The following is a 20,873-nucleotide window of genomic DNA, read 5'->3' as shown; positions in this document are numbered from 1 at the left end:
TTTATAGTCTTACTAAAAGTGATTTTCCGGTCATGACTTCCGGTTTCGGAATGTCCATCAATTCTAAAATGGTTGGTGCAATATCACCTAAAACGCCGTCATGCACTCGGATATGATCTTTATCGACCAGAATTATCGGCACCGGATTCGTAGTATGCGCGGTGTTAGGCGAGCCGTCCGGGTTAATCATGGTTTCGCAATTGCCGTGATCGGCTATAATTATAGTAGTGTAGTCATTTGCCAAAGCGGTTTCAACCACTTCTTTTACGCAAACATCAACCGCTTCACAAGCTTTAATGGCAGCTTCCATTACGCCGGTATGACCCACCATGTCGCCGTTGGCAAAATTCAAACATACAAAATCAACTTCGCCTTTTTCCAATTCCGGAATCAAAGCGTCTTTCAACTCGTAGGCACTCATTTCGGGTTGTAAATCGTAAGTAGCCACTTTTGGGGAATTTCTCAAAATTCGGGTTTCGCCTTCAAACGGTACTTCGCGTCCGCCCGAAAAGAAAAACGTTACGTGCGGATATTTTTCAGTTTCGGCAATTCGGATTTGCTTCTTTCCGGCTTTTTCCAATACTTCACCTAAGGTTTCAGTGATGTTATCTTTGTCGTAAATTACGTGAACATTTTCATAAGTGTCATCGTAATTGGTCATTGTTACGTAATACAAATTAAGCTTGTGCATGTTTTGCTCGTGGAAATCCTTTTGGGATAAGGCTTCGGTTAGTTCGCGACCTCTATCGGTTCTGAAGTTGAAGAAAATCACCACGTCATCGTTTTGAATCGTAGCCAAAGGTTGGTTGTTCGCATCTACTTTCACCAAAGGCATAATAAACTCATCCGTTACGTTTTCAGCATAACTTTCTGCTATACTTTCTGCTAAATTTGTCGTGTGTTTTCCCATGCCGTTCACCACTAAATCGTAAGCTAATTTTACGCGTTCCCAACGTTTGTCTCGGTCCATAGCGTAATAACGACCAACTACTGAAGCTATTTTTACCGAAGTGTTTTCGATGAATTTTTCCAGGTCTTCAATATAACCTTTGCCCGATTTCGGATCAACATCTCGTCCGTCGGTAAAGGCGTGTACAAATACTTTTTCCAAACCAAATTCTTGAGAAGCCTCAATCAAACCACGCAAGTGCGAGGTATGCGAATGCACCCCGCCATCGGAAACCAACCCTAAAAAGTGAACCGCTTTATTGTTGGCTTTGGCATATTCAAAAGCAGCCACCAATGGCTTTTCCTGTGCCATGGTTTTGTTGGCTACGGCCAGGTTGATTTTGGCCAAATCCTGATAGACGATTCTTCCGGCGCCTAAGTTCATATGTCCGACTTCAGAATTTCCCATTTGTCCTTCGGGTAAACCTACGTTCAAACCGTCGGTTCTCAATTGGGCATTCGGATATTGTTTGTATAAACCATTAATAAACGGCACATTGGCGTTGTCAATAGCGGAAACTTTCGGGTCGGGTGATTTGCCCCAACCGTCTAAAATCATCAGGATTACTTTCTTGTTCATGGGTTGCATTTTACCCGACAAAGATAAGGGATAAAATTGATTTTTTAGAAGCGTTCTCTCGTTTTAGGTTTGGTAAACGAATTGTAAAAACGCGAATTTTTAACCGAGTTGTAATCGATAAAATAACGAACGCTGATAGAGAAAACATGGTTCAAATTATCGTTGTTTACTGCATCGCGCAGATTGGATTCAAACTGACGGTCGAAATTACGACTGAATAGGTACGAATTATTGCGGTACAAAACAGAGACCTGACTACCCGGCGCAAACCACCAAGAATAGGTTAAGTCCAAGTTCCATAAGTTGAGGTTCGAATTTCGGTTTTCGGTATAGGTTGTATTGGGTAAAAATCCGCCGTCGTCTTGTAGGGTCAGTATATCATGATTAGTAACGTAGGACCAATAATGACGAACATTCAGATTGAAATTCATTTTGTCGTTAATCGAATATTTTCCTTGCAGCGTGTTGGTGTACGTTATTCGGTTTCTTCGGGCGAAAATAGTATTGTCGTCTTCGTCAAAGGCAATCCAACCGATGTTGTTGTTTTGTCGGTTGAGGGTAAAATTGTAAATCAAGGCAAATCGGTCGCTGAAACGGTATCTCGGACTGAAAACAAAACCATAGTTGATGCGCCCTTTTTCGTTAAATTTGGTTACAAATGGATTGATATCCAATGCAAATTTCCGATTGTAATTACTCGAATAATAGACATAGGCATTGTAACTTTCCGGAATCATTACAAACTTTTCCTCGTTGAAAGAACGCGGTTCGTAAAAATCATAAACCTTTAAAGGGCTAATAGTACCGCCAAAGCCATAGTAGTCGTTCTTTTTATCGGTAGTGTTGAAATTCAGGCGCATGTAGCCCGATTGAATTCGGCCTGTCCTGTTGTCAAACTCCGAATAATTATTCAACGAGGCATAGAAGGTGTTAAAAACGCTGTTAGGGTTTAAAATACGATAGCTCGAGTTGAAATACAGTCCGTGATAATGGGTTTGAAAATTAATACCTAAATCGTTGTTGTCATAATCGTCAGAAGTGTAGACTCCACCGAAGCTATGACGGAATTTGCCACTGGTTTCTCCAATGTTCAAATAGGCGCTGATGCCTTTTTTGTCTTCAAGGTCAGAATGATTGTTGATGTAGCTGTATTTAAAGTTCCCCGAAACATTATACGTGTTTTTCTTAGTGTTTAAGTCCCAAACCAAGGCGGAAACATTGGCATCACGAAATGTTCCGTTACGCATAACATTGGTATTAATAAAAGATACCGAGGAGTTTTTGCGAAAACGTTGATCAAGCACCAAAACATTGTAGTTGGTAAGCGGCGAAAGGGTTTCGAGTCGGGTGGTATTGGTATCGTTGTCTTTGATGTGAACACTGGTTTTTTCCGAAACTGCATTCAATACACCAATTCCCAATCCGTTTTTGGTTCGCCCGGACACTTTGAATGCATTAATTAGTTTGATAGTGCTGGGTTGGTCTAGAACCGTTTCGTTATCGGCTACATTCAGGTAATCCGGAGTTTCGCCAATCCTACGGGTATACAATAAATCACCTTTGTTAAAGAGGTCTGTTCCTTCGGTAAAGAAAGGACGGTTTTCAGCAAACTGTTGCTCAAAAGCCGTTAAGTTCAACTCTACGTTGTCAAACTTGGTTTGCCCAAAATCGGGAATCAATATGGCATCTAAAGTAAAGGCATCGTTGATTCCGTATTTGATATCCATTCCGCCGCGGAATTCACCGTAGGTTCTTTGGGAAGTATTGGAATAAAAATACTGGGAAGCATAGGGAATCAAAAACAATCGGGTAGGCGTTTCAATGTTTTCTATACCTTCTAAAATACCGGCTTGTATGCTTTCGTTTTCAATTTTTCGGTCTAAAAGTGACCACGAATATTGTTGGCGATCGCGTCGAATTTCTCGGTAAAAATTAATGCCCCAGGTTTGCTTTTTTTCGGAAGGAAAACGGAGCGCTGCATAAGGAATTCTCATTTCAACGGTCCAGCCGAAGTTGGTAATTTCTACATGGCTGTCCCAAATAGCATCCCATGAAAAATCTTCGCCGTAAGCTTCGGTATAAACACCGTCTTGTTGAACTCCTGCGGCGCTAACAAAAAAACGGAATTCTTGTTGGCCATCGTTGTATCCGTTTAGCAAAACACCAAAATGATCGGCTACGGCAAAATCGTCTCTTAGGGTAAATTCACTTAAAATTTTTGAAGGTTCGTCATCGTGTAATGTAGCAGCAATGTATATGGCACTGTTGTCGTAAATTACTTTGACTTCGGTTCTTTTACCCTCTGCTATGGGTTTTCCGTTGTCAGGTTCTATCATGAGGAAATCTTTGGCTACATCGGCATTAGCCCAAGAAGCCTCGTTAAACTTTCCGTCGATTACAATTTTTTCTGAAGTACTTTTTGTTAAAAGAGTTTTTTTCTGACCAAAAACTACGCCTGAAAAGAGCATGACTAAGCAGAAAAAAAAGTAAGAATGATTCGACATTAATATTGTTGTTTGACGAACAAAAGTAATTATTTAATTGATATTTCCAATTCTCTGTTAAAATTAAACTGATTGATTGTTATGGGGTTAAAAGATTAAAATTTGCTTAATTGGTATTGAAAAATTTGCTTTAGAAAAATTATGCTTTATATTTGCCCAACCCAAGTTTGATGCTAAACCTATAAATTTCAATGAATTATAAGTCTTTTTTCTTAGTGTTTTTAGTGCTGTTGATGTCTTTCGACAGTTTTCCTGACAAAACCAATCCACCAGTAAAAGTTCCAACCACAACAGTAGATACCGAGTCTAAAGTTGTGGCCGCTTACAATCAGTTAGATGCAAATTCTTTCGCTTTACCCAGTTTCGAAAGCTTTAGAATAGCCGTCGAAGGATTTCAAGTTTTGAAAGAGAAAGGGATTATCAAAAAAAATATTTTGACTTTGGTTGATTTTAGTTTGTCTTCAACGGCTAAAAGACTTTGGGTAATCGATTTAGATAAAAACATTGTTTTATTCCAAACTTTAGTAGCGCACGGCAGAAATACCGGTGAAGACATTGCCCGAGTTTTTTCTAACAAAGCCGAATCGTACCAAAGTAGTTTAGGTTTTTATGCTACCGCCGAAATTTACAAAGGCAAACACGGTTTGTCCTTGAAATTGGATGGTTTGCAAAAAGGTTTAAACGACAAAGCTCGTGAAAGAGCCGTAGTTATTCACGGAGCCGATTATGTGTCGGAATCTTTTATTAAACAAAACAAACGCTTGGGCAGAAGTCAGGGTTGTCCTGCTGTTCCGTTAGAAATGAATGAGAAAATCATCAATGTGATTAAAGATAAATCTTGTTTGTTCATTTATCATCCAGCTGCCAAAGAAGAGATTGTAGCCAAGCTAAACGCTTAATTTTTTCCACATTACATAGTGTATTCCAATGCCTTCAATGTTGAAAGGCTCTCCTTGTATGGTGTATCCTAATTTTTGATAAAAACCTCTGGCGTTTTCCCGAGCATTGAACCAAATCAACGCAGTGTCGGAAGCCACTAACAAATTTTCGCAATATTGTACCAATTGTTTGCCGTAACCTTTACCTTGGTTATGTTCTAAAACGGCCATACCTCTGATTTGCATTTGTTTATTTTCTTCAAAAATAGGATTGGAATTCTCAAATAATGATATGATGGCTTGTAACTTATCATTGTCAAACAAGCCGTAATGGTTTGTGGTAGGCAGCTCATCACCTTCAAAACGGCAAGAATCGATTGGTTTACCTTTTCTCAACACTTCATGTCGGACAGGATAGCTTGCTTCAGCTGTTATTATTCGAATGGTAATCATGGGCTTTTTTCTAACAATTTGGTTTTGTTTGGGTTATAAATGAATCCCGATTTTGCAATAATTTTTTTTAAAAAAATTTGCATCAAAGGAAACTTATTCTATATATTTGCACTCACAAATGCGGAAGTAGCTCAGTTGGTAGAGCTCCAGCCTTCCAAGCTGGTTGTCGCGAGTTCGAGCCTCGTCTTCCGCTCTGAAATGAAAACCTCTAATTCATGTTAGAGGTTTTTTTATTTATGTTGTTTCCAATTGATGTTTTACTACTAATCAATTTGCATATTTGAGGTAGCATTTTACAGCGTTCCCAAATAAGCCAAATCAGTTTCCGGAGCCAATTCTTCCGCATTTTTATTAGGTAGAAACAATCGGGCAGTCAACGGACCTTTCAATAGTATTTTTTCGTCGGTTACTTCCAACCAACTGCCTTCACGCAAACCTAAAACCGGAGTCGTATTGAAAGCATGAAATTCTTTGATTCTGGTTTCGCGGGTTTCCCCCATATGTTTGCTGTTGGTGTCAGGATCTAAATAATGCGGATTTAAATTAAACGGTATAATGCCTAAGGTTTGAAAGCTCGGTGGATATATTATCGGCATGTCATTAGTAGTTTGCATACTGATACCGGTAATGTTACTGCCGGCGCTTGTGCCTAAATAAGGAGTGCCATTGTTCAATGCTTCGGCTAAAACAGACATGATTTGGTTCTTGTACAATTGGCTAACCAACAAAAAAGTATTACCCCCGCCGGTAAAAATACCCTGAGCTTTTTGAATGGCTTCAGTAGGATTTTCAAATTCGTGTATTCCTCTAACGGATTTTTCAATCGACTTAAAAGCGTCACCAATTTTAGTGGTGTATTCTTCGTGTGTAATTCCGCCCGGACGGGCATAAGGAATAAAAAGTATTTCGTTACAATCTTTAAAATGATGTGCTAATCCAGGTAATAAATAATCCAAATAACTTCCTCCGTGAACTGTTGAGGTGCTGGCAATAATTAATTTTTTCATCTTGTGTTGATTCTTCTTCAAAAGTAATTCATTTGTTGTTTTATTTAACATAAAATTACCAGCTTGTTGGCATTTATTTATGAGCCGAAGCAAATACTTTTACTTGGCAAGAATTGTTTTTAAGAAATAATATTCCAATGGATTTATGATGAGCTGACTTTAAAAATATCTCAGCTTGAACTAAGCAGATGAAAAATACTATTCCTATTTTTGAAAAAAATGCAAAAGCGCTTACCAATGAAACCACTTTTCTCTCTAATTCTTTTTCTGAGTTCTTTTTCAGGATTGGCTCAGTCCGGTGATTTGGTGTTTTTGAAAGGCAAAGTGATTGCTGCAGTCAAAGAGTTGCGTGAAGTTAATGTTTATAATCTTCGCTCGGAATCGGTCACGGCTACCGATGAATCAGGTAATTATACGCTATTTGTTAAAGTTGGTGATACTTTGCAGTTTCAGAGTTTACAAACGGAAACAAAAAAAATAGTCATCAGCGAAACCGATTTAAAAAAGACATTGTTAGTGACACAACTGAATCCTAAAGTCATTGCTTTGGATGAGCTTGAAATCAAAGATTACAGCAATATTAACGCTGTTTCGATGGGGATTTTAAGAAAACCGGCCAAAAAATATACTCCGGCCGAACGCCGATTGAAAACGGCTTCCTCTGTTGATTTTACAGCTTCTGCAGGGTTAATGTCCGGAGGCTCGTTTGGTTTAGACCCGCTTTTTAATGCTATTTCGGGTAGAACAGCTATGTTGAAAAAAGAGTTGGAAGTAGAAAGAAAAGAGCGTTTAATGACCAAAGTGGAAAACCAATTTAAAACGGATTATTTTACCAATCGCCTTAAAATTCCGGAAGAATACGTCAAAGGTTTTCTCTACTATATTGCAGATGATACCAAGTTGGGTGACTATATGAACCGAAAAAATAAAGGGTTAGCGAAGTTTCGATTGAGTGAATTGGCCTCGCAGTATTTAGCCGTTCTCAATGACGACAAACAATAAATGATAATGAAAAAAGTTCTCAAAATATCGACATTGTTACTTCTTTTTGTCGGATTAACATCGCTATCGATACATCGATTTTATGTTGGGATTTACCAAGTAGATTTTGTGCCGCAAAAAAAACGACTTGAAATCACTACCCGTATTTTTATGGATGATTTGAATGATGCCTTAGCCAAAGCCTACAAAAAGCAAACTAATGTAGGAGACGAGAACGAAACACCGGAAGATGTTGCGCTGATGAAAAAATACTTAACGGACAAGTTTAAAATCTATTTGAACGGCCAACACAAACCCATGAATTACCACAGTCACGAGCAAGAAAACAATGTGGTGATTTGCTATCTAACTATAAAAGAAGTAAGTAAGATCAATAAGATAGAAGTTGAAAACAGTATCCTTACTGAAGTTCATGAGGAACAGCAAAACATCATCCAATTCAATAACAACGGTAAAAAACAGAACCTATTATTGTCTTCGTCAACCACTAAAGGAATGTTAAAATAGTTTTCTTTACTACGGCTAATTGCAATTTTATTTTATTTTTAGCCTTTTAAAGTAAAAACTATGAAAAGAACGTTTCAGTTTGTAGCCTTTTTGTGTTTTATGGCTATGGGTTTTGCCCAAGCTCAGGATACGCCCAAAACCAATAAATCGGAAGAGCGAAATCCCGATAAATTCAAACAAATGTACGATTTGATGGCCACGCCTAATATGTACAGAACAGCTTCGGGAGCACCCGGGCCGGAATATTATCAGCAGCAAGCCGATTACAAAATTGACGTTGAACTGGACGATAGAAACCAACGACTATACGGTTCCGAAACCATTACTTATACCAATAACGCTAAGGAATCTCTAGATTATTTGTGGCTTCAATTGGATCAAAATGAGAAAGCCAAAAATTCCAATTCTCCCTTAGTACAAAACAGCAAAACCGATCCGGCAATTTCTGTGCAAAGTTTCTCCAGAAAGTATTTGGAGGAAGATTTTGACGGTGGTTTCCGCATTGAATACGTGAAAGATGCTCAAGGCAATCCAATGAAATACACTATCAACCAAACCATGATGCGTATCGAGTTGCCTAAGGTGTTGAAGCACAAAGAAAAAATCACGTTTTCCATCAAATGGTGGTACAACATCAACAACTACATCATCGACGGCGGTCGCTCCGGTTATGAGCATTTCGAGAAAGACGGCAATAATTTATACGTTTTGGCACAGTTCTACCCAAGGATGGCCGTTTATAACGACGTAGAAGGCTGGCAAAATATGCAGTTTTGGGGTTCGGGTGAGTTTGCGCTGACTTTCGGAAACTACGAAGTAAATATTACTGTTCCTGCCGATCACATTCTGGAAGCTACTGGGACGTTGCTAAACAGAAACGAAGTGTTTACGCCGGAACAATTAAAGCGTTATGCCGAAGCCGAAAAATCATTCGATAAACCGGTAATCGTAGTGACGCAAGCCGAAGCCGAAGCTGCAGAAAAAGGCTTTTCAGACAAGAAGAAAACTTGGAAATTCAAAGCGGAAAACGTGCGCGACTTTGGAATTTCAACCTCCAGAAAATTCATCTATGATGCAATGGCGGTAAAAACGGGAAGTACAACTTCGATGGCTATTTCATTGTATCCTAAAGAGGGCAATCCGCTGTGGGAAGAATATTCTACTCGCATGGTAGCGCATACTCTAAAAAGTTATTCGAGTTACACTTTTGATTATCCTTACCCAAAAGCCGTTTCGGTGAATGCCCGCGATCAAGGGATGGAATATCCTATGATTTGTTGGAATTTCGGGCGTCCTGACGAAAACGGAAAATATTCCGACCAAACCAAATACGGCATGTTAGGTGTAATTTGTCACGAAGTTGGACACAACTTTTTCCCTATGATTGTCAATTCCGATGAGCGTCAATGGACTTGGATGGACGAAGGATTAAATACCTTTATGGAGTATTTAGCTGAAAAAACTTTTGATCCTAACTTTCCTTCGCGTCGCGGTCCGGCCAAAAATATCATTCCGTATATGAGTGGCGACCAAACCGGATTGGAACCTATCATGACCAATTCGGAAAGTATTCGTCAATTTGGAAGTAATGCTTACGGAAAACCGGCTACAGCGCTCAACATTCTTCGCGAAACCATCATGGGACCTGAGTTGTTTGACTATGCCTTTAAAACCTACGCCAACCGTTGGAAATTCAAACATCCAACCCCGGAAGATTTTTTCAGAACTATGGAAGACGCTTCGGCAGTCGATTTAGACTGGTTTTGGAGAGGTTGGTTCTACACGACTGATTACACCGACATCGGAATTAAAGAAGTGAAAAAATACTTTGTGAGTAACAATCCGTCGAAAGAAGTAAGCGATTTTATGAAAACCAGACGTCGTCGTGATTCGAGAATCGGACCTATGGTGTACATGATTGCTGAAGGCAGTGCCGATTACAAACCGGAATTGAACAAGCCTTTCAAGATTACGGATTTCCAAGATTTAAACGATTATGTGAACAAAAACTTCACTGCCGAAGAAAGAGCCAAGCTCAATGAGCCGAAGTATTTCTATCAAGTGACTTTCGATAAACCGGGCGGATTGGTAATGCCGATTATTGTTGAAATTACTTTCGAAGACGGTACTAAAGAAAACCATTATTTCCCGGCTCAAATTTGGCGTATGAACGACAAAGAAGTCAACCGAACTTTTGCCACGCAAAAAGCGATTGCCAAAATTGTAGTCGACCCGAAAGAAGAAACGGCCGATATCGATACGTCGAATAATACTTGGCCAAAAACAGCACAAAAATCGAAGTTTGATTAACTTAAGTTTGTAACTTTGCAACCTTACAATTAAGAAGTTTAGGTTATGCTTGGATTTGGATTTGGCGAATTAATTTTTATCATCTTCATTGCGTTGATGCTATTCGGTTCTGATAAAGTGCCGGAAATTGCTCGTACCTTTGGGAAAATTATGGCACAACTCAAAAATGCCACTAATGAAATCAAAACCGAAATCCAAAAAAGTGCCGAAGTGCAAGAATTAAACGATTCTGTAAAAAGCATCACCGGGACTTTTACGGAAGAAGTTAACAAGGTAAAAAGCAGTGTAGATCAAGGCGTTTTACCCGAAATCAAACAAGCCGCAGAAGATATCGAATCGATGTCGGGACCTATTAAACGCCAAATGTAATGCTCGAAAAAATTGTCCAACTCGACAAGCAAGCTCTCGTATATCTCAATGGTTTAGGTTCAGAACAATGGGATCCTGTTTGGCTTTTTATTACCAAGCAGCTTTATTGGGCGCCGTTTTTTTTGTTCGTTTTTTATTGGTTACAAAAGAAAATCGGCTGGAAAAATTTTGGATATTACGTGTTGTTTATTGCCGTTTTGGTGTTGATTTGCGATCAAACGGTCAATCTTTTTAAATATGGCTTCGAAAGGTTACGCCCTTGTAACGATTTGGAAATCGGCGATATCATCAGAAGAGTTAAAAAAAGTAGTTCTTTCAGTTTTTTCTCCGGTCATGCCACTAATTCTATGGCGTCAACTGTGCTGACGTTCCTGATTTTAAAACGCTACTACAAACACGCTTACTTGCTGTTTTTGTTCCCGTTGATTTTTGCTTATAGTCGCATTTACTTAGGCTTGCATTTTCCAACAGACATTTTAACCGGTTACGCTTTTGGAGCCGGTTGCGGATATATAGCTTACAAGTTGTATGCGAAATACATCCTACGTACTTCGTAATTGTACTTCAAACTTTTTACTTTACTCTTGAAACAGTCAATCCGTCACGGATAGGCAATAAAACGGTTTCTACTCTCGGATCATTTTTCAGCAGCTGATTGTATTCCATAATGAGTTTGGTAGTTCTGTCGTTGGCTTTCACTTCTTCAACTACCTTGCCGCTCCACAAAACATTATCCGATAAGATAATACCGCCTTTATTCATCATCGGAACAATGGCGTGGAAGTAGTTGATGTAATTGTCCTTGTCGGCATCAATAAACACCAAATCGTATTTTTTACCCAAGGTCGGAATAAGGTCTAAAGCCGGACCTAAATGTTGGAAAATCTGATTACTCCATTCGCTACGGTCGAAATATTTTCGTTGGAAATCCACTAATTCTTCATTCACGTCTATGGTGTCAATACTGCCGTTTTCTGCTAAACCTTCTGCCAAACACAAAGTCGCGTAACCTGTATAAGTTCCGATTTCCAAAATATTGGTCGGATGGATAATTTTCGACAACATACTCAAAACCCTGCCCTGAAAGTGACCGCTCAACATCCGCGGCTGCAAGATTTTCAAATGGGTTTCACGGTTCAACTGTGCCAATAATTCGGGTTCGTCTTGGGAATGTTGGGTTACATAATCGTCTAATTCGTCAGAAAGGAAATGCATAGGAATAATTTTCAATAGCCAAAATTACAAATTCCAAAATTAGTATGTCAACTTTATGACTAACTTTGCGCCATGGAAATCGAGAAAAAAGACATCCGAAGTTTGACTAAAACCCAATTGCGTGATTTTTTTGTGGCCAACGGCGACAAAGCATTTCGCGGCAATCAGGTGTACGAATGGCTGTGGAGCAAAGCTTCACACAGTTTTGACGATATGACTAACGTGTCTAAAGAAACGCGCGCCATGTTGGAAAAACATTTCGTGATTAACCATATTCAAGTCGATCAAATGCAACGCAGCGAAGATGGTACCGTAAAAAATGCAGTTCGTTTGCATGACGGTTTAGTAGTGGAAAGCGTTTTGATTCCCACCGAAACCCGAACTACGGCTTGTGTTTCCAGTCAGGTTGGCTGTAGTTTGGATTGTAATTTCTGTGCTACCGCTCGTTTAAAAAGAATGCGAAATTTGGAACCGGGCGAGATTTACGATCAAGTCGTGGCCATCGACCGTGAAAGTCGTTTGTATTACAATCGACCGTTATCCAACATTGTTTTTATGGGAATGGGCGAGCCGTTAATGAACTACAATAATGTGATGAAAGCCATCGATATGATTACCTCGGAAGAAGGCTTAGGCATGTCACCCAAACGCATTACGGTTTCTACTTCGGGCGTTTCTAAGATGATTAAAAAGATGGCCGACGATGAGGTTAAATTTAAACTTGCAGTTTCTTTGCATTCAGCTATCGAATCAACTCGAAATCATATTATGCCGTTTACCAAAAACTTCCCTTTGACCGAACTCAGAGAAGCCTTGCAGTACTGGTATCAAAAAACCAAGAGTAAAGTGACGTATGAGTATGTAGTTTGGAAAGGTATTAACGACGATAAAGCTTCTATTGACGCTTTAGTAAAATTCTGCAAATACGTACCTTGCAAAGTCAATTTAATCGAATACAATCCTATTGATGACGGCGAGTTCCAACAAGCCTCGGAGGAAGCGATTAATAATTACATTGCTGCGCTGGGAAAAAATGATATTGTAGCCAAAGTACGCCGTAGTCGAGGAAAAGATATTGATGCGGCTTGCGGTCAATTGGCTAATAAATCCTGAAAAAAAACTCCCAACTTATCGCTGAGAGTTTTCTTTATTTATAACTAAGTTAACTGTAATTAATTTCCTAAAGTGATGTTGGTGCTGTTGCCGTTTACGGTTAAAGTAGCTTGGTTGTCACAATCACCGTTGCCGTAATCCAAAGTGATGGTATTATTATTTCTAACGGTAGTAATTACTCCGCTAACAATGTGCGGACAACCGGCCTCAGCTCTGAGTGGCGTTGTGATTGTTGACGTTCTCGTTCCTGCAGGGAAAGTAGTTGTCCAGTTCCCGGTAATTGAAAACACATTGTCTGCCCAAATCATCGGAGTGCCGAAACCTTCTATCATTTCACGAACTCGGTTTCCAACTCTGTGGTATTCATTGCCGTTCGGGAAAGTTAGTTGCATATCGATAGTCATATTGGCCACCGGATGCGGTACAGCTTGCGAAGCTGTACTTTCAATTGTGCGAACTACTGTACGATTCCCTTCAACCAAGATGTCGTTGTGATAGAAGTCAACAAAACTATAGCTGATAGTGTGTGATGGTGTGTCGAAATTCAAGCTTCCGCTGATAATGATGGTTCCGTTGAGTACATTCCCGTTAGGTAATTCGCAGTTGTTAAACGTTAAGGTTCTGGTCCAGTTGTTAGGAGTCAATTGAACATTAACTGTTACACAAGAAGGCAAAGAAGACACTTCTTGACTGTTTCTTCCGGCCGACGGATTGGCTTGAAGAGCAAATTGTTCGTCAACTATCTTTGCAACATCTTCCGTTACCATATCAATTTTGGCACTCACTCGGGCTTCGCTCAAATCATTCGAAACAGCATTATTGCTGTCGTCTTTGCTACAGCTTAAAATCAACATTGACAATGTTGCTCCTATAATTACATTTTTAATTTTCATATGTTTTTTAATTTTTGGTTCGTTGCTTTGAATAATACTATTAAAAAAGGTTTAATCAAATGTAAATATTTTTTTCATACGAAGGCTTTGTTGTATCTTTGAAAGCCCGATGGAATTCGGTTTTAGTTTTAATGAATATCACTTCTCAAATAAAACAACCTATACAAGAGGAAATGGAACTTTTCGAGAAAAAGTTCTACGAATCAATGACTTCAAAGGTTGCGTTGTTAAACCGAATTACTTACTACATTGTCAATCGCAAGGGCAAACAAATGCGTCCGATGTTTGTGTTTTTAGTTGCCAAGATGCTCTCTGAAAAAGGCGAAGTGAATGAAAGAACCTACCGCGGTGCATCGGTAATCGAGTTGATTCATACGGCAACTTTAGTACACGATGATGTAGTGGACGACAGCAATCGTCGTCGCGGTTTTTTCTCCCTCAATGCGTTGTGGAAAAATAAAATTGCCGTTTTAGTCGGCGATTACTTATTGTCAAAAGGCTTGTTGCTTTCTATTGATCACGGTGATTTCGATTTGCTCCGCATCATCTCGGTAGCAGTTCGCGAAATGAGTGAAGGCGAATTACTGCAAATAGAAAAAGCCAGAAGACTGGACATCGTAGAAGAAGTATATTACGAAATCATCCGAAAAAAAACCGCTACTTTAATTGCTTCGTGTTGTGCTTTAGGTGCCAAATCGGTTTCGGAAGACGAAACTCAGGTAGAAGCGATGCGAAAATTTGGCGAGTTGATTGGTATGGCTTTTCAAATCAAAGACGATTTGTTCGATTACACCGATGACGCCATTGGCAAACCTACCGGAATCGATATTAAAGAGCAAAAAATGACTTTGCCGTTAATTCATGCCCTGAACAATTGTGCGGATAAAGAAAAGAGTTGGTGCATCAATTCGATTAAAAACCATAACAAAGATAAAAAACGCGTTAAGGAAGTTATCCAATTCGTCAAAGACAAAAACGGTTTGCAGTATGCCGAGCAAAAAATGTTGCAGTTCCAAGAAGAAGCCCTCCAAATCCTCCAAAACTTTCCCCAATCGAAATACAGAGACGCCCTTTCACTTATGGTGAATTACGTAATAGAAAGAAAAAAATAGTTCGTTTAATAAGGTTGTTTTTTTGATGCAACCCTTTTGCTTTGATTCTCGTCTTATAGCTATACGTTAATCAATTAAAAATGCATCAAAATGAAAAAATCAATCGCAATCGGCTTTGTTTTGTGTTCCTTTTACTGTGTGGCACAGCAAGATAATAGTAAATCACCGGCTTCATTTTTTTCAAAAGAAACCCCAAAAGTGTTAGTAGTGGGTACTTTTCACTTCGACTATCCTAATTTGGATGCGATGAAAACCGAAGACAACAATAAAATAGATGTTCTACAAGAGCCTAAGAAATCGGAAGTAACGGAATTGGTTTCTTACATCAAAAAATTCAATCCTACAAAAATTGCTATTGAAGCTCGTCCTAATTGGAAAGCCGGAGAAAAATTAAAGCGGTATAAAAAAGGTGAATTCAGACAGGAAAGAGACGAAAGATTTCAATTAGGGATGCGTATTGCCAACGAATTAAAGTTGGACACTCTTTACAGTATTGATGTGGAATCGATGGATGCCGATTTGGCTCAAAGGGATTCGGTATACATAACTAAGCTGTTCAAAGATTTCGATTTTCAACATGAAGATCCGTATGTAAAGATGTTCTTAGATTGGTTTGCTCATGATGAAAAATTACCCAAATCAATGTCTCTGTTAACTTATTTCAAGCGGATTAATTCCAGAGAAGCCCATCGGTTAAATTACGGAGCGTATTTGGTGGGTGATTTTAAATTGGATGATACTCGAGGAGCAGATATTTTATCGGTTTGGTGGTATAACCGTAACTTGAGAATCTTTAGAAAAATACAACAAATGAAGGCCAATCCCAACGATAGGATTTTGGTAATTATTGGAAATGGACATGCGGCGATATTAAGAAATTTATTAGAGTCTTCTCCTGAATATCAGTATGTTGAATTTGAAGGGTTAAAATAATTTACTTTTCATGCAACCATTTTGAGACCACAATCGTCTATGCTAATAGAAATCTAATCAATATCAATAACAAGTTGAAAATTGAAATTGACATCGAAATTTTAAATGAAAGTAATCAACTTACATAAGGACGAAAATGAACTGATCGCATTAGCTGTCGAAAATAATCGCCATGCACAACATCAGATTTATTACAAATTCGCTCCAAAAATGTTGAGTGTTTGCCGTCAGTATATTAAAGATATGCATCAGGCGGAAGACATTATGATTACCGCCTTTATGAAAGTGTTTACTAATCTCAAGAATTTTGAAAGCAAAGGCAGTTTTGAAGGTTGGATTCGCCGCATCATGATTAACGAGTGCATTTCTTTTATCCGAGTACAGAAGAAGGTGAAGTTTATCGAAGACGAGACTTTTTTCGAAGAACGGCATAACAATATTGAAAGTAAGTTTTCGGTGGAAGATATTCAGTTTTTAATCGATAATTTACCTGATGGTTACCGAATGATTTTCAATTTGTATGCGATTGAAGGGTTTAAACATCAAGAAATTGCGACCATGTTGAGCATCAGTGAAGGTACTTCGAAATCGCAATTGTCTCACGCTCGAAAAATGCTCCAAGACAACATCATTAAATTAAAAAATTACCACAATGGAACCGAATAAATTAGAGAAACAATTCAGAGACCAACTGAATGCCAGAGAAATTCAACCGTCTGCCCAAGCTTGGGACCGATTGGATGCCATGCTTTCTGTAGCTGAAGAAAAAAAATCAAGAAAACCTTTTGGCTTTTTGTTTATTGCTGCCAGCATTTTGGTTGTGGTAACGCTTGGTATGTTTTTTTTCAATCAAAGCGATACCGTAATTAGTATGCCTAATACTACAGTGGTAGGAGCGGAAACTAAAAACGATACAGTTCAAAATCCTGCTGAAATTAATGCAGCGTCAATCGTTGAAAGTCAAAAACAAGATGAAGTTGTCGCTTCTGTAAATAATCAACCAACAACCAACAACCAACAACCAGTTACTAATCATCAAGGAGTTTCAATCCAAAATCAATCAGTTCAATCCAATCAAATCCTAAGAAACAAAGAAATTGAATACCAAATTACTTCTGATGTTGCTCTTAAAGACTTACCGGAAATAGTAGCTCCAAAGGAAAATGTTATTCGAAAAGATTTCAAAATCAAATCCGACGACAGTTTGTTAGCCAATTTAGATCAATCGGTAAAAGAATCGACTAATAAAAAATCGAGTGTAAAAGTTGATGCCAAAAGCTTGCTGTCTCAAGTCGATGGCGAAGTCGAGTACAGTTTCCGCGAAAAAATGCTGCAAAAAATCAATAAAAACTACCAAGAAGTGAAAGTGGCTTTGGCCAATCGAAATAACGAATAATCATCCATTTAATCATCATCAATCAAAAAATCACGTATCATGAAACACTTACTCTTAATCACTGTAATGGTGTTCGCTTTGTGTCCGCTCTCTTCAATACACGGTCAAAGCGCCATCGAAATCAAATCATTGTCGGGCAATGCCTCCGAAGTTAGTTCAGAAAACCATACAAACAGCCAATTTGAAATTTTGGCCAATGAAGATTCTGAGGTTGACCTAAAGTTTAGCCTCAAACTCGAAGAGGATATTATAGTATCGGTTAAAGATCAACAAAACCGTTTGATTGTGTCGAAAAGAATTAAAAAGAATGATAAAAAGCGATTGGTCTTTTTGATGAATCAAAATGAAAGATATGTCGTAAATGTGACCGCTGCAAAACAGACAAATTTAATGGTACATCTTTCAGGAATGTAAATAAGCAACTCTCCATAAATACCTGTTGGAAGCAGGTTTAATTTTAAATTTAATCATCATGAAAAATTTTATTATTTACGCATCTTTATTACTTAGTCTCTTGGCCAATAAAGCCTTGGCACAGGAAACGTTTGAGGCAAAGGCAAAGGCCATAGCTGAGAAAATTGAGAACATTACCAAAGAAGAAAAGGCAGCACTTAAAGCTGAAATCGAATCGGTTAACAAAGAGTTGGAAGCGGGAACCATTACCAAAGAGCAAGCCGATGCTAAAAAATTACAATTAGCCGAAATTCGTTCCAAAAATATTGAAACACGAGTAGGTCAAGCTCAGGAAGAATTAAAAGAATTGGTAAATCAAAAAGTAGAAGGTAAAATCAAAGAAAGTAAAAACCAATACTTTTCCGTGGTAATTAAGCGCGATTCTATACGCAAGACCAGAGGTGAAAGAAGAACTACTTCGCAATTTGTGTTCGCCGCAGGAGTAAACAATTTGGTTACCGATGGTAGTGTGGCTAATTCCGACTTCAGGTATTGGGGTTCACACTTCTACGAATGGGGTTTTACTTCCAATACTCGTTTATTAAAAAACGATAATCTGTTACATTTAAAATACGGAATGTCGGTGATGTACAACAACCTTCGTCCAACAGATAACCGTGTGTTTGTGACCAATGGCAACCAAACTTATTTGGAAAACTTCCAATACAATCTTAAAGATTCCCGCTTGCGAAACGTGTATCTGACTGTGCCGCTTCACTTGGAATTCGATTTTACTAAAGCCAAAGAAAAAGACGGGAAAAAAATATTCAGAACCCACGAAAGTGTTCGTTTTGGCATAGGAGGTTACGCCGGAGTACGCGTGAAATCTAAACAAAAATTATGTTACGAACTTGATGGTAACGATATTTCAATCAAAGAAAAAGGCGATTTCAATGTCAACGATTTTATCTACGGTGTGAGCACTTACATCGGTTACGGCGAAACCAGTTTGTATTTGAAATACGATTTGAATCCGATGTTCAAAGACAATGCCATCAAACAGAATAACATTTCTCTGGGCGTGCGCTTCGACTTCAATTAATTTGATTAGGTTAGTTTATACTTCAAAAAGATGTTTCAGCAATGGAGCATCTTTTTTTATTTTAGATTTATGATTGCAGAATAAAATCTGAAATCTACAATCGTTAATCAACAATCTTACATCAATTTTTTCATAACTTTAAACCCGCAAACATTTAAACCTTAAACCCAACTTTGATTACCCGCGAAACCATAGACAAAGTTTTTGAAACCGCTCGAGTAGAGGAAGTCATTGGCGATTTCGTTCAGCTCAAGCGCGCCGGTAGTAATTTTAAAGGGTTGAGTCCGTTTTCCGATGAGCGTTCGCCGTCTTTTATGGTCTCGCCAGTGAAGCAAATTTGGAAAGATTTCAGTTCCGGGAAAGGCGGTAGTGTGGTGACTTTCTTAATGGAACACGAACACTTCACTTATCCGGAAGCGATTCGGTATTTGGCCAAAAAGTACAACATCGAAATCGAAGAAACTGAAGTTTCGCAAGAAGACAGAATCGAAGCTAATGAGAAAGAAAGTTTGTATTTGGTTTCTGAATTCGCCAAAACCTATTTCCATGATACGCTTTTAAACACTGAAGAAGGCAAAGCGATAGGATTGTCTTATTTCAAAGAAAGAGGTTTTACCAACGAAACCATAGCCAAGTTTGGTTTGGGTTATTCGCCTGAAACTTGGGATGCTTTTACCAAAGAAGCACTGTCGAAAGGCTATCAATTAGAGTTTTTAGAAAAAGTTGGATTGACCATTACCCGTGAAGACGGCAAACACTTTGACCGGTTCAAAGGGCGAGTGATGTTCCCGATACAGAGTTTGTCAGGCAGAAATCTGGGTTTCGGTGGCCGAATTTTGACCAATGATAAGAAAGCAGCTAAATACCTCAATTCGCCCGAAAGTGATATTTACCATAAGAGTAAAGTTCTTTACGGGATTTTTCACGCCAAGCAATCCATCGCCAAACAAAACAATTGTTATTTGGTAGAAGGCTATACCGATGTGATTCAGTTGCATCAAGCTGGTATTGAAAACGTGGTTGCGTCTTCGGGTACGGCTTTAACTTCCGATCAGATTCGCTTAATCAATCGCTTAACCAAAAATATTACGGTGCTTTTTGATGGTGATGCTGCCGGATTGCGTGCTTCTATTCGAGGTATCGATTTGATTTTGGAAGAAGGTATGAACGTTAAAGTTTGTACGTTCCCTAATGGCGACGATCCGGACAGTTTTGCCCGAAAAAATTCGTACGACGATTTAGTACAGTATTTAGAAAATAACGCCAAAGATTTCATACAGTTCAAGGCTTCTTTATTAATGGACGAAGCCAATAACGATCCTATCAAGAAAGCCGATTTGATTCGCGATATGGTGGTCAGTATTTCTAAAATCCCGGACCGCATTAAGCGAGAAATCTATATACAGGAAACCTCTCGCATCATGGATATTTCTGAGCAGGTTTTGCTGAATACTTTGGCGCAATTGGTGCAAAAAGACATAGCCGAAGCCGGAAAGAAACAAAAGCAAGAACAAAAGGCTTTTGAGGTTGTAAAGAATGAACCGCAAGTCAGTCAGGAACGCGTTAATATCATCTATGAACTAGAGCGTAAAATTCTCGAAATGTTGTTGCTTTACGGTTCTCATGAAGCGGATTTTGACGATTATATTTTAAAAGCCAACGAAGAAGGCGAGATGGTTGAAGAGAAAGAAACCAATACCTATAAGGTTTTTCAAAGAATTTATTTGAGCTTACAAGAAGACGAAGTTGAGTTAGCACATCCTCTGTTCAAAGAAATTTATACTGATTTGATTCAGTATTATCACCAAAACGATGAATTCAATATTGAACAGTATTTAATGCAACTGTCTCCGGAACATTCGCAAGTGGTTACCGATATTTTGATGTCAGAAGAAAGAGAGTTGCTCCACAATTGGGAAACGAAACACATTTATGTAAAAACCAAGGCGCAAAATGTTGGGCAATATGTTTCGGAAACCATTGTTTCGTTGCGAGAATATTTAATCAATAAGCTGATACAGGATTTGATGAGTTCCTTTCAAAGTGAAACGGAAATCGATTTAGAAGAACTCAAATCTATGATTAACGACTACAACAAGTTAAAAGTGGCTTTAACTAATAAAATAGGAAGAATTCGTTCCACTTACCTATAAAAAAA

Annotated in this window: 20 protein-coding genes and 1 tRNA gene; 15 read left to right on the top strand and 6 right to left on the bottom strand. The window is 38.6% G+C overall.

All coding sequences use genetic code 11. The annotated features are described in order from the left end of the window. Position 1: 1 nt before the first annotated feature. The gene (gene gpmI / locus Q0M21_RS10450) at positions 2 to 1,528 is read right to left on the bottom strand and encodes a 2,3-bisphosphoglycerate-independent phosphoglycerate mutase (RefSeq protein WP_295337889.1); all 1,527 of its coding nucleotides are present in this window, start codon (positions 1,526 to 1,528) and stop codon (positions 2 to 4) included. Positions 1,529 to 1,572: 44 nt separating this feature from the next. Beyond that, entirely contained in the window at positions 1,573 to 4,032 is a 2,460-nt protein-coding gene (locus tag Q0M21_RS10445; protein ID WP_295337887.1) for a DUF5916 domain-containing protein, read from the bottom strand. Positions 4,033 to 4,223: 191 nt separating this feature from the next. On the opposite strand from Q0M21_RS10445, the gene Q0M21_RS10440 reads away from it, so the two are divergent. After that, positions 4,224 to 4,931 (top strand): murein L,D-transpeptidase catalytic domain family protein, encoded by a 708-nt coding sequence (locus Q0M21_RS10440; protein ID WP_295337885.1) that lies wholly within the window; start codon positions 4,224 to 4,226, stop codon positions 4,929 to 4,931. Here the strand turns inward: Q0M21_RS10440 and Q0M21_RS10435 are convergent. After that, entirely contained in the window at positions 4,920 to 5,363 is a 444-nt protein-coding gene (locus Q0M21_RS10435; protein WP_295337883.1) for a GNAT family N-acetyltransferase, read from the bottom strand. The genes Q0M21_RS10440 and Q0M21_RS10435 overlap by 12 nt on opposite strands. A 120-nt stretch (positions 5,364 to 5,483) precedes the next feature. On the opposite strand from Q0M21_RS10435, the gene Q0M21_RS10430 reads away from it, so the two are divergent. After that, positions 5,484 to 5,556: transfer RNA gene (locus Q0M21_RS10430), tRNA-Gly, on the top strand. 100 nt (positions 5,557 to 5,656) lie between these two features. Here the strand turns inward: Q0M21_RS10430 and pepE are convergent. Continuing rightward, positions 5,657 to 6,370, bottom strand: coding sequence for a dipeptidase PepE (gene pepE, locus Q0M21_RS10425; RefSeq protein ID WP_295337882.1), 714 nt, complete (start codon positions 6,368 to 6,370; stop codon positions 5,657 to 5,659). A 237-nt stretch (positions 6,371 to 6,607) separates the two neighbouring features. Here pepE and Q0M21_RS10420 point away from each other — a divergent pair, with 237 nt between their 5' ends. The 5 genes from Q0M21_RS10420 to Q0M21_RS10400 are packed head-to-tail and all read left to right on the top strand — an operon-like array spanning position 6,608 to position 11,115. Beyond that, the gene (locus Q0M21_RS10420; RefSeq protein ID WP_295337880.1) at positions 6,608 to 7,372 is read left to right on the top strand and encodes a hypothetical protein; all 765 of its coding nucleotides are present in this window, start codon (positions 6,608 to 6,610) and stop codon (positions 7,370 to 7,372) included. A 6-nt stretch (positions 7,373 to 7,378) separates the two neighbouring features. Then, entirely contained in the window at positions 7,379 to 7,879 is a 501-nt protein-coding gene (locus Q0M21_RS10415) for a DUF6702 family protein (protein WP_295337878.1), read from the top strand. A 60-nt stretch (positions 7,880 to 7,939) separates the two neighbouring features. Continuing rightward, the gene (locus Q0M21_RS10410; protein ID WP_295337876.1) at positions 7,940 to 10,189 is read left to right on the top strand and encodes a M1 family metallopeptidase; all 2,250 of its coding nucleotides are present in this window, start codon (positions 7,940 to 7,942) and stop codon (positions 10,187 to 10,189) included. 45 nt (positions 10,190 to 10,234) lie between these two features. Then, entirely contained in the window at positions 10,235 to 10,558 is a 324-nt protein-coding gene (locus Q0M21_RS10405; RefSeq protein WP_295337874.1) for a twin-arginine translocase TatA/TatE family subunit, read from the top strand. Continuing rightward, positions 10,558 to 11,115: a phosphatase PAP2 family protein gene (locus tag Q0M21_RS10400; protein WP_295337872.1), complete on the top strand. Its 558-nt coding sequence runs from the start codon at positions 10,558 to 10,560 to the stop codon at positions 11,113 to 11,115. Before Q0M21_RS10405 ends, Q0M21_RS10400 begins: the two co-directional genes overlap by 1 nt. A gap of 16 nt (positions 11,116 to 11,131) precedes the next feature. Here the strand turns inward: Q0M21_RS10400 and Q0M21_RS10395 are convergent, their stop codons facing one another. Continuing rightward, on the bottom strand, positions 11,132 to 11,773 hold the full coding sequence (locus tag Q0M21_RS10395; protein WP_295337870.1) for an O-methyltransferase: 642 nt from the start codon (positions 11,771 to 11,773) through the stop codon (positions 11,132 to 11,134). A 72-nt stretch (positions 11,774 to 11,845) separates the two neighbouring features. Here Q0M21_RS10395 and rlmN point away from each other — a divergent pair, with 72 nt between their 5' ends. Beyond that, positions 11,846 to 12,886: a 23S rRNA (adenine(2503)-C(2))-methyltransferase RlmN gene (gene rlmN / locus Q0M21_RS10390; protein ID WP_295337868.1), complete on the top strand. Its 1,041-nt coding sequence runs from the start codon at positions 11,846 to 11,848 to the stop codon at positions 12,884 to 12,886. Positions 12,887 to 12,945: 59 nt separating this feature from the next. Here the strand turns inward: rlmN and Q0M21_RS10385 are convergent, their stop codons facing one another. Then, positions 12,946 to 13,779 carry a hypothetical protein gene (locus tag Q0M21_RS10385; protein WP_295337866.1) on the bottom strand — a complete coding sequence of 278 codons (834 nt, stop codon included), beginning with the start codon at positions 13,777 to 13,779 and terminating at the stop codon, positions 12,946 to 12,948. 131 nt (positions 13,780 to 13,910) lie between these two features. Here Q0M21_RS10385 and Q0M21_RS10380 point away from each other — a divergent pair, with 131 nt between their 5' ends. From Q0M21_RS10380 to dnaG, 7 genes are all read left to right on the top strand, one after another. Then, positions 13,911 to 14,891, top strand: coding sequence for a polyprenyl synthetase family protein (locus Q0M21_RS10380; RefSeq protein WP_295337865.1), 981 nt, complete (start codon positions 13,911 to 13,913; stop codon positions 14,889 to 14,891). Between the two features lie 90 nt (positions 14,892 to 14,981). Then, positions 14,982 to 15,824, top strand: a complete 843-nt coding sequence (locus Q0M21_RS10375; protein ID WP_295337863.1) for a DUF5694 domain-containing protein — start codon at positions 14,982 to 14,984, stop codon at positions 15,822 to 15,824. Between the two features lie 105 nt (positions 15,825 to 15,929). Further along, positions 15,930 to 16,490 (top strand): RNA polymerase sigma factor, encoded by a 561-nt coding sequence (locus Q0M21_RS10370; RefSeq protein ID WP_295337861.1) that lies wholly within the window; start codon positions 15,930 to 15,932, stop codon positions 16,488 to 16,490. Further along, entirely contained in the window at positions 16,477 to 17,220 is a 744-nt protein-coding gene (locus tag Q0M21_RS10365; protein WP_295337859.1) for a hypothetical protein, read from the top strand. Before Q0M21_RS10370 ends, Q0M21_RS10365 begins: the two co-directional genes overlap by 14 nt. A gap of 39 nt (positions 17,221 to 17,259) precedes the next feature. Continuing rightward, positions 17,260 to 17,634, top strand: a complete 375-nt coding sequence (locus Q0M21_RS10360) for a hypothetical protein (protein WP_295337858.1) — start codon at positions 17,260 to 17,262, stop codon at positions 17,632 to 17,634. 58 nt (positions 17,635 to 17,692) lie between these two features. Beyond that, positions 17,693 to 18,715 carry a hypothetical protein gene (locus tag Q0M21_RS10355; RefSeq protein ID WP_295337856.1) on the top strand — a complete coding sequence of 341 codons (1,023 nt, stop codon included), beginning with the start codon at positions 17,693 to 17,695 and terminating at the stop codon, positions 18,713 to 18,715. 173 nt (positions 18,716 to 18,888) lie between these two features. Then, positions 18,889 to 20,868: a DNA primase gene (gene dnaG, locus Q0M21_RS10350; RefSeq protein WP_295337854.1), complete on the top strand. Its 1,980-nt coding sequence runs from the start codon at positions 18,889 to 18,891 to the stop codon at positions 20,866 to 20,868. The last annotated feature ends 5 nt before the right edge of the window (positions 20,869 to 20,873 follow it).

Source organism: Flavobacterium sp., from assembly GCF_024710485.1.
Classification (GTDB): Bacteria; Bacteroidota; Bacteroidia; order Flavobacteriales; family Flavobacteriaceae; genus Flavobacterium.
This window is presented reverse-complemented; position numbering and strand designations above follow the sequence as displayed.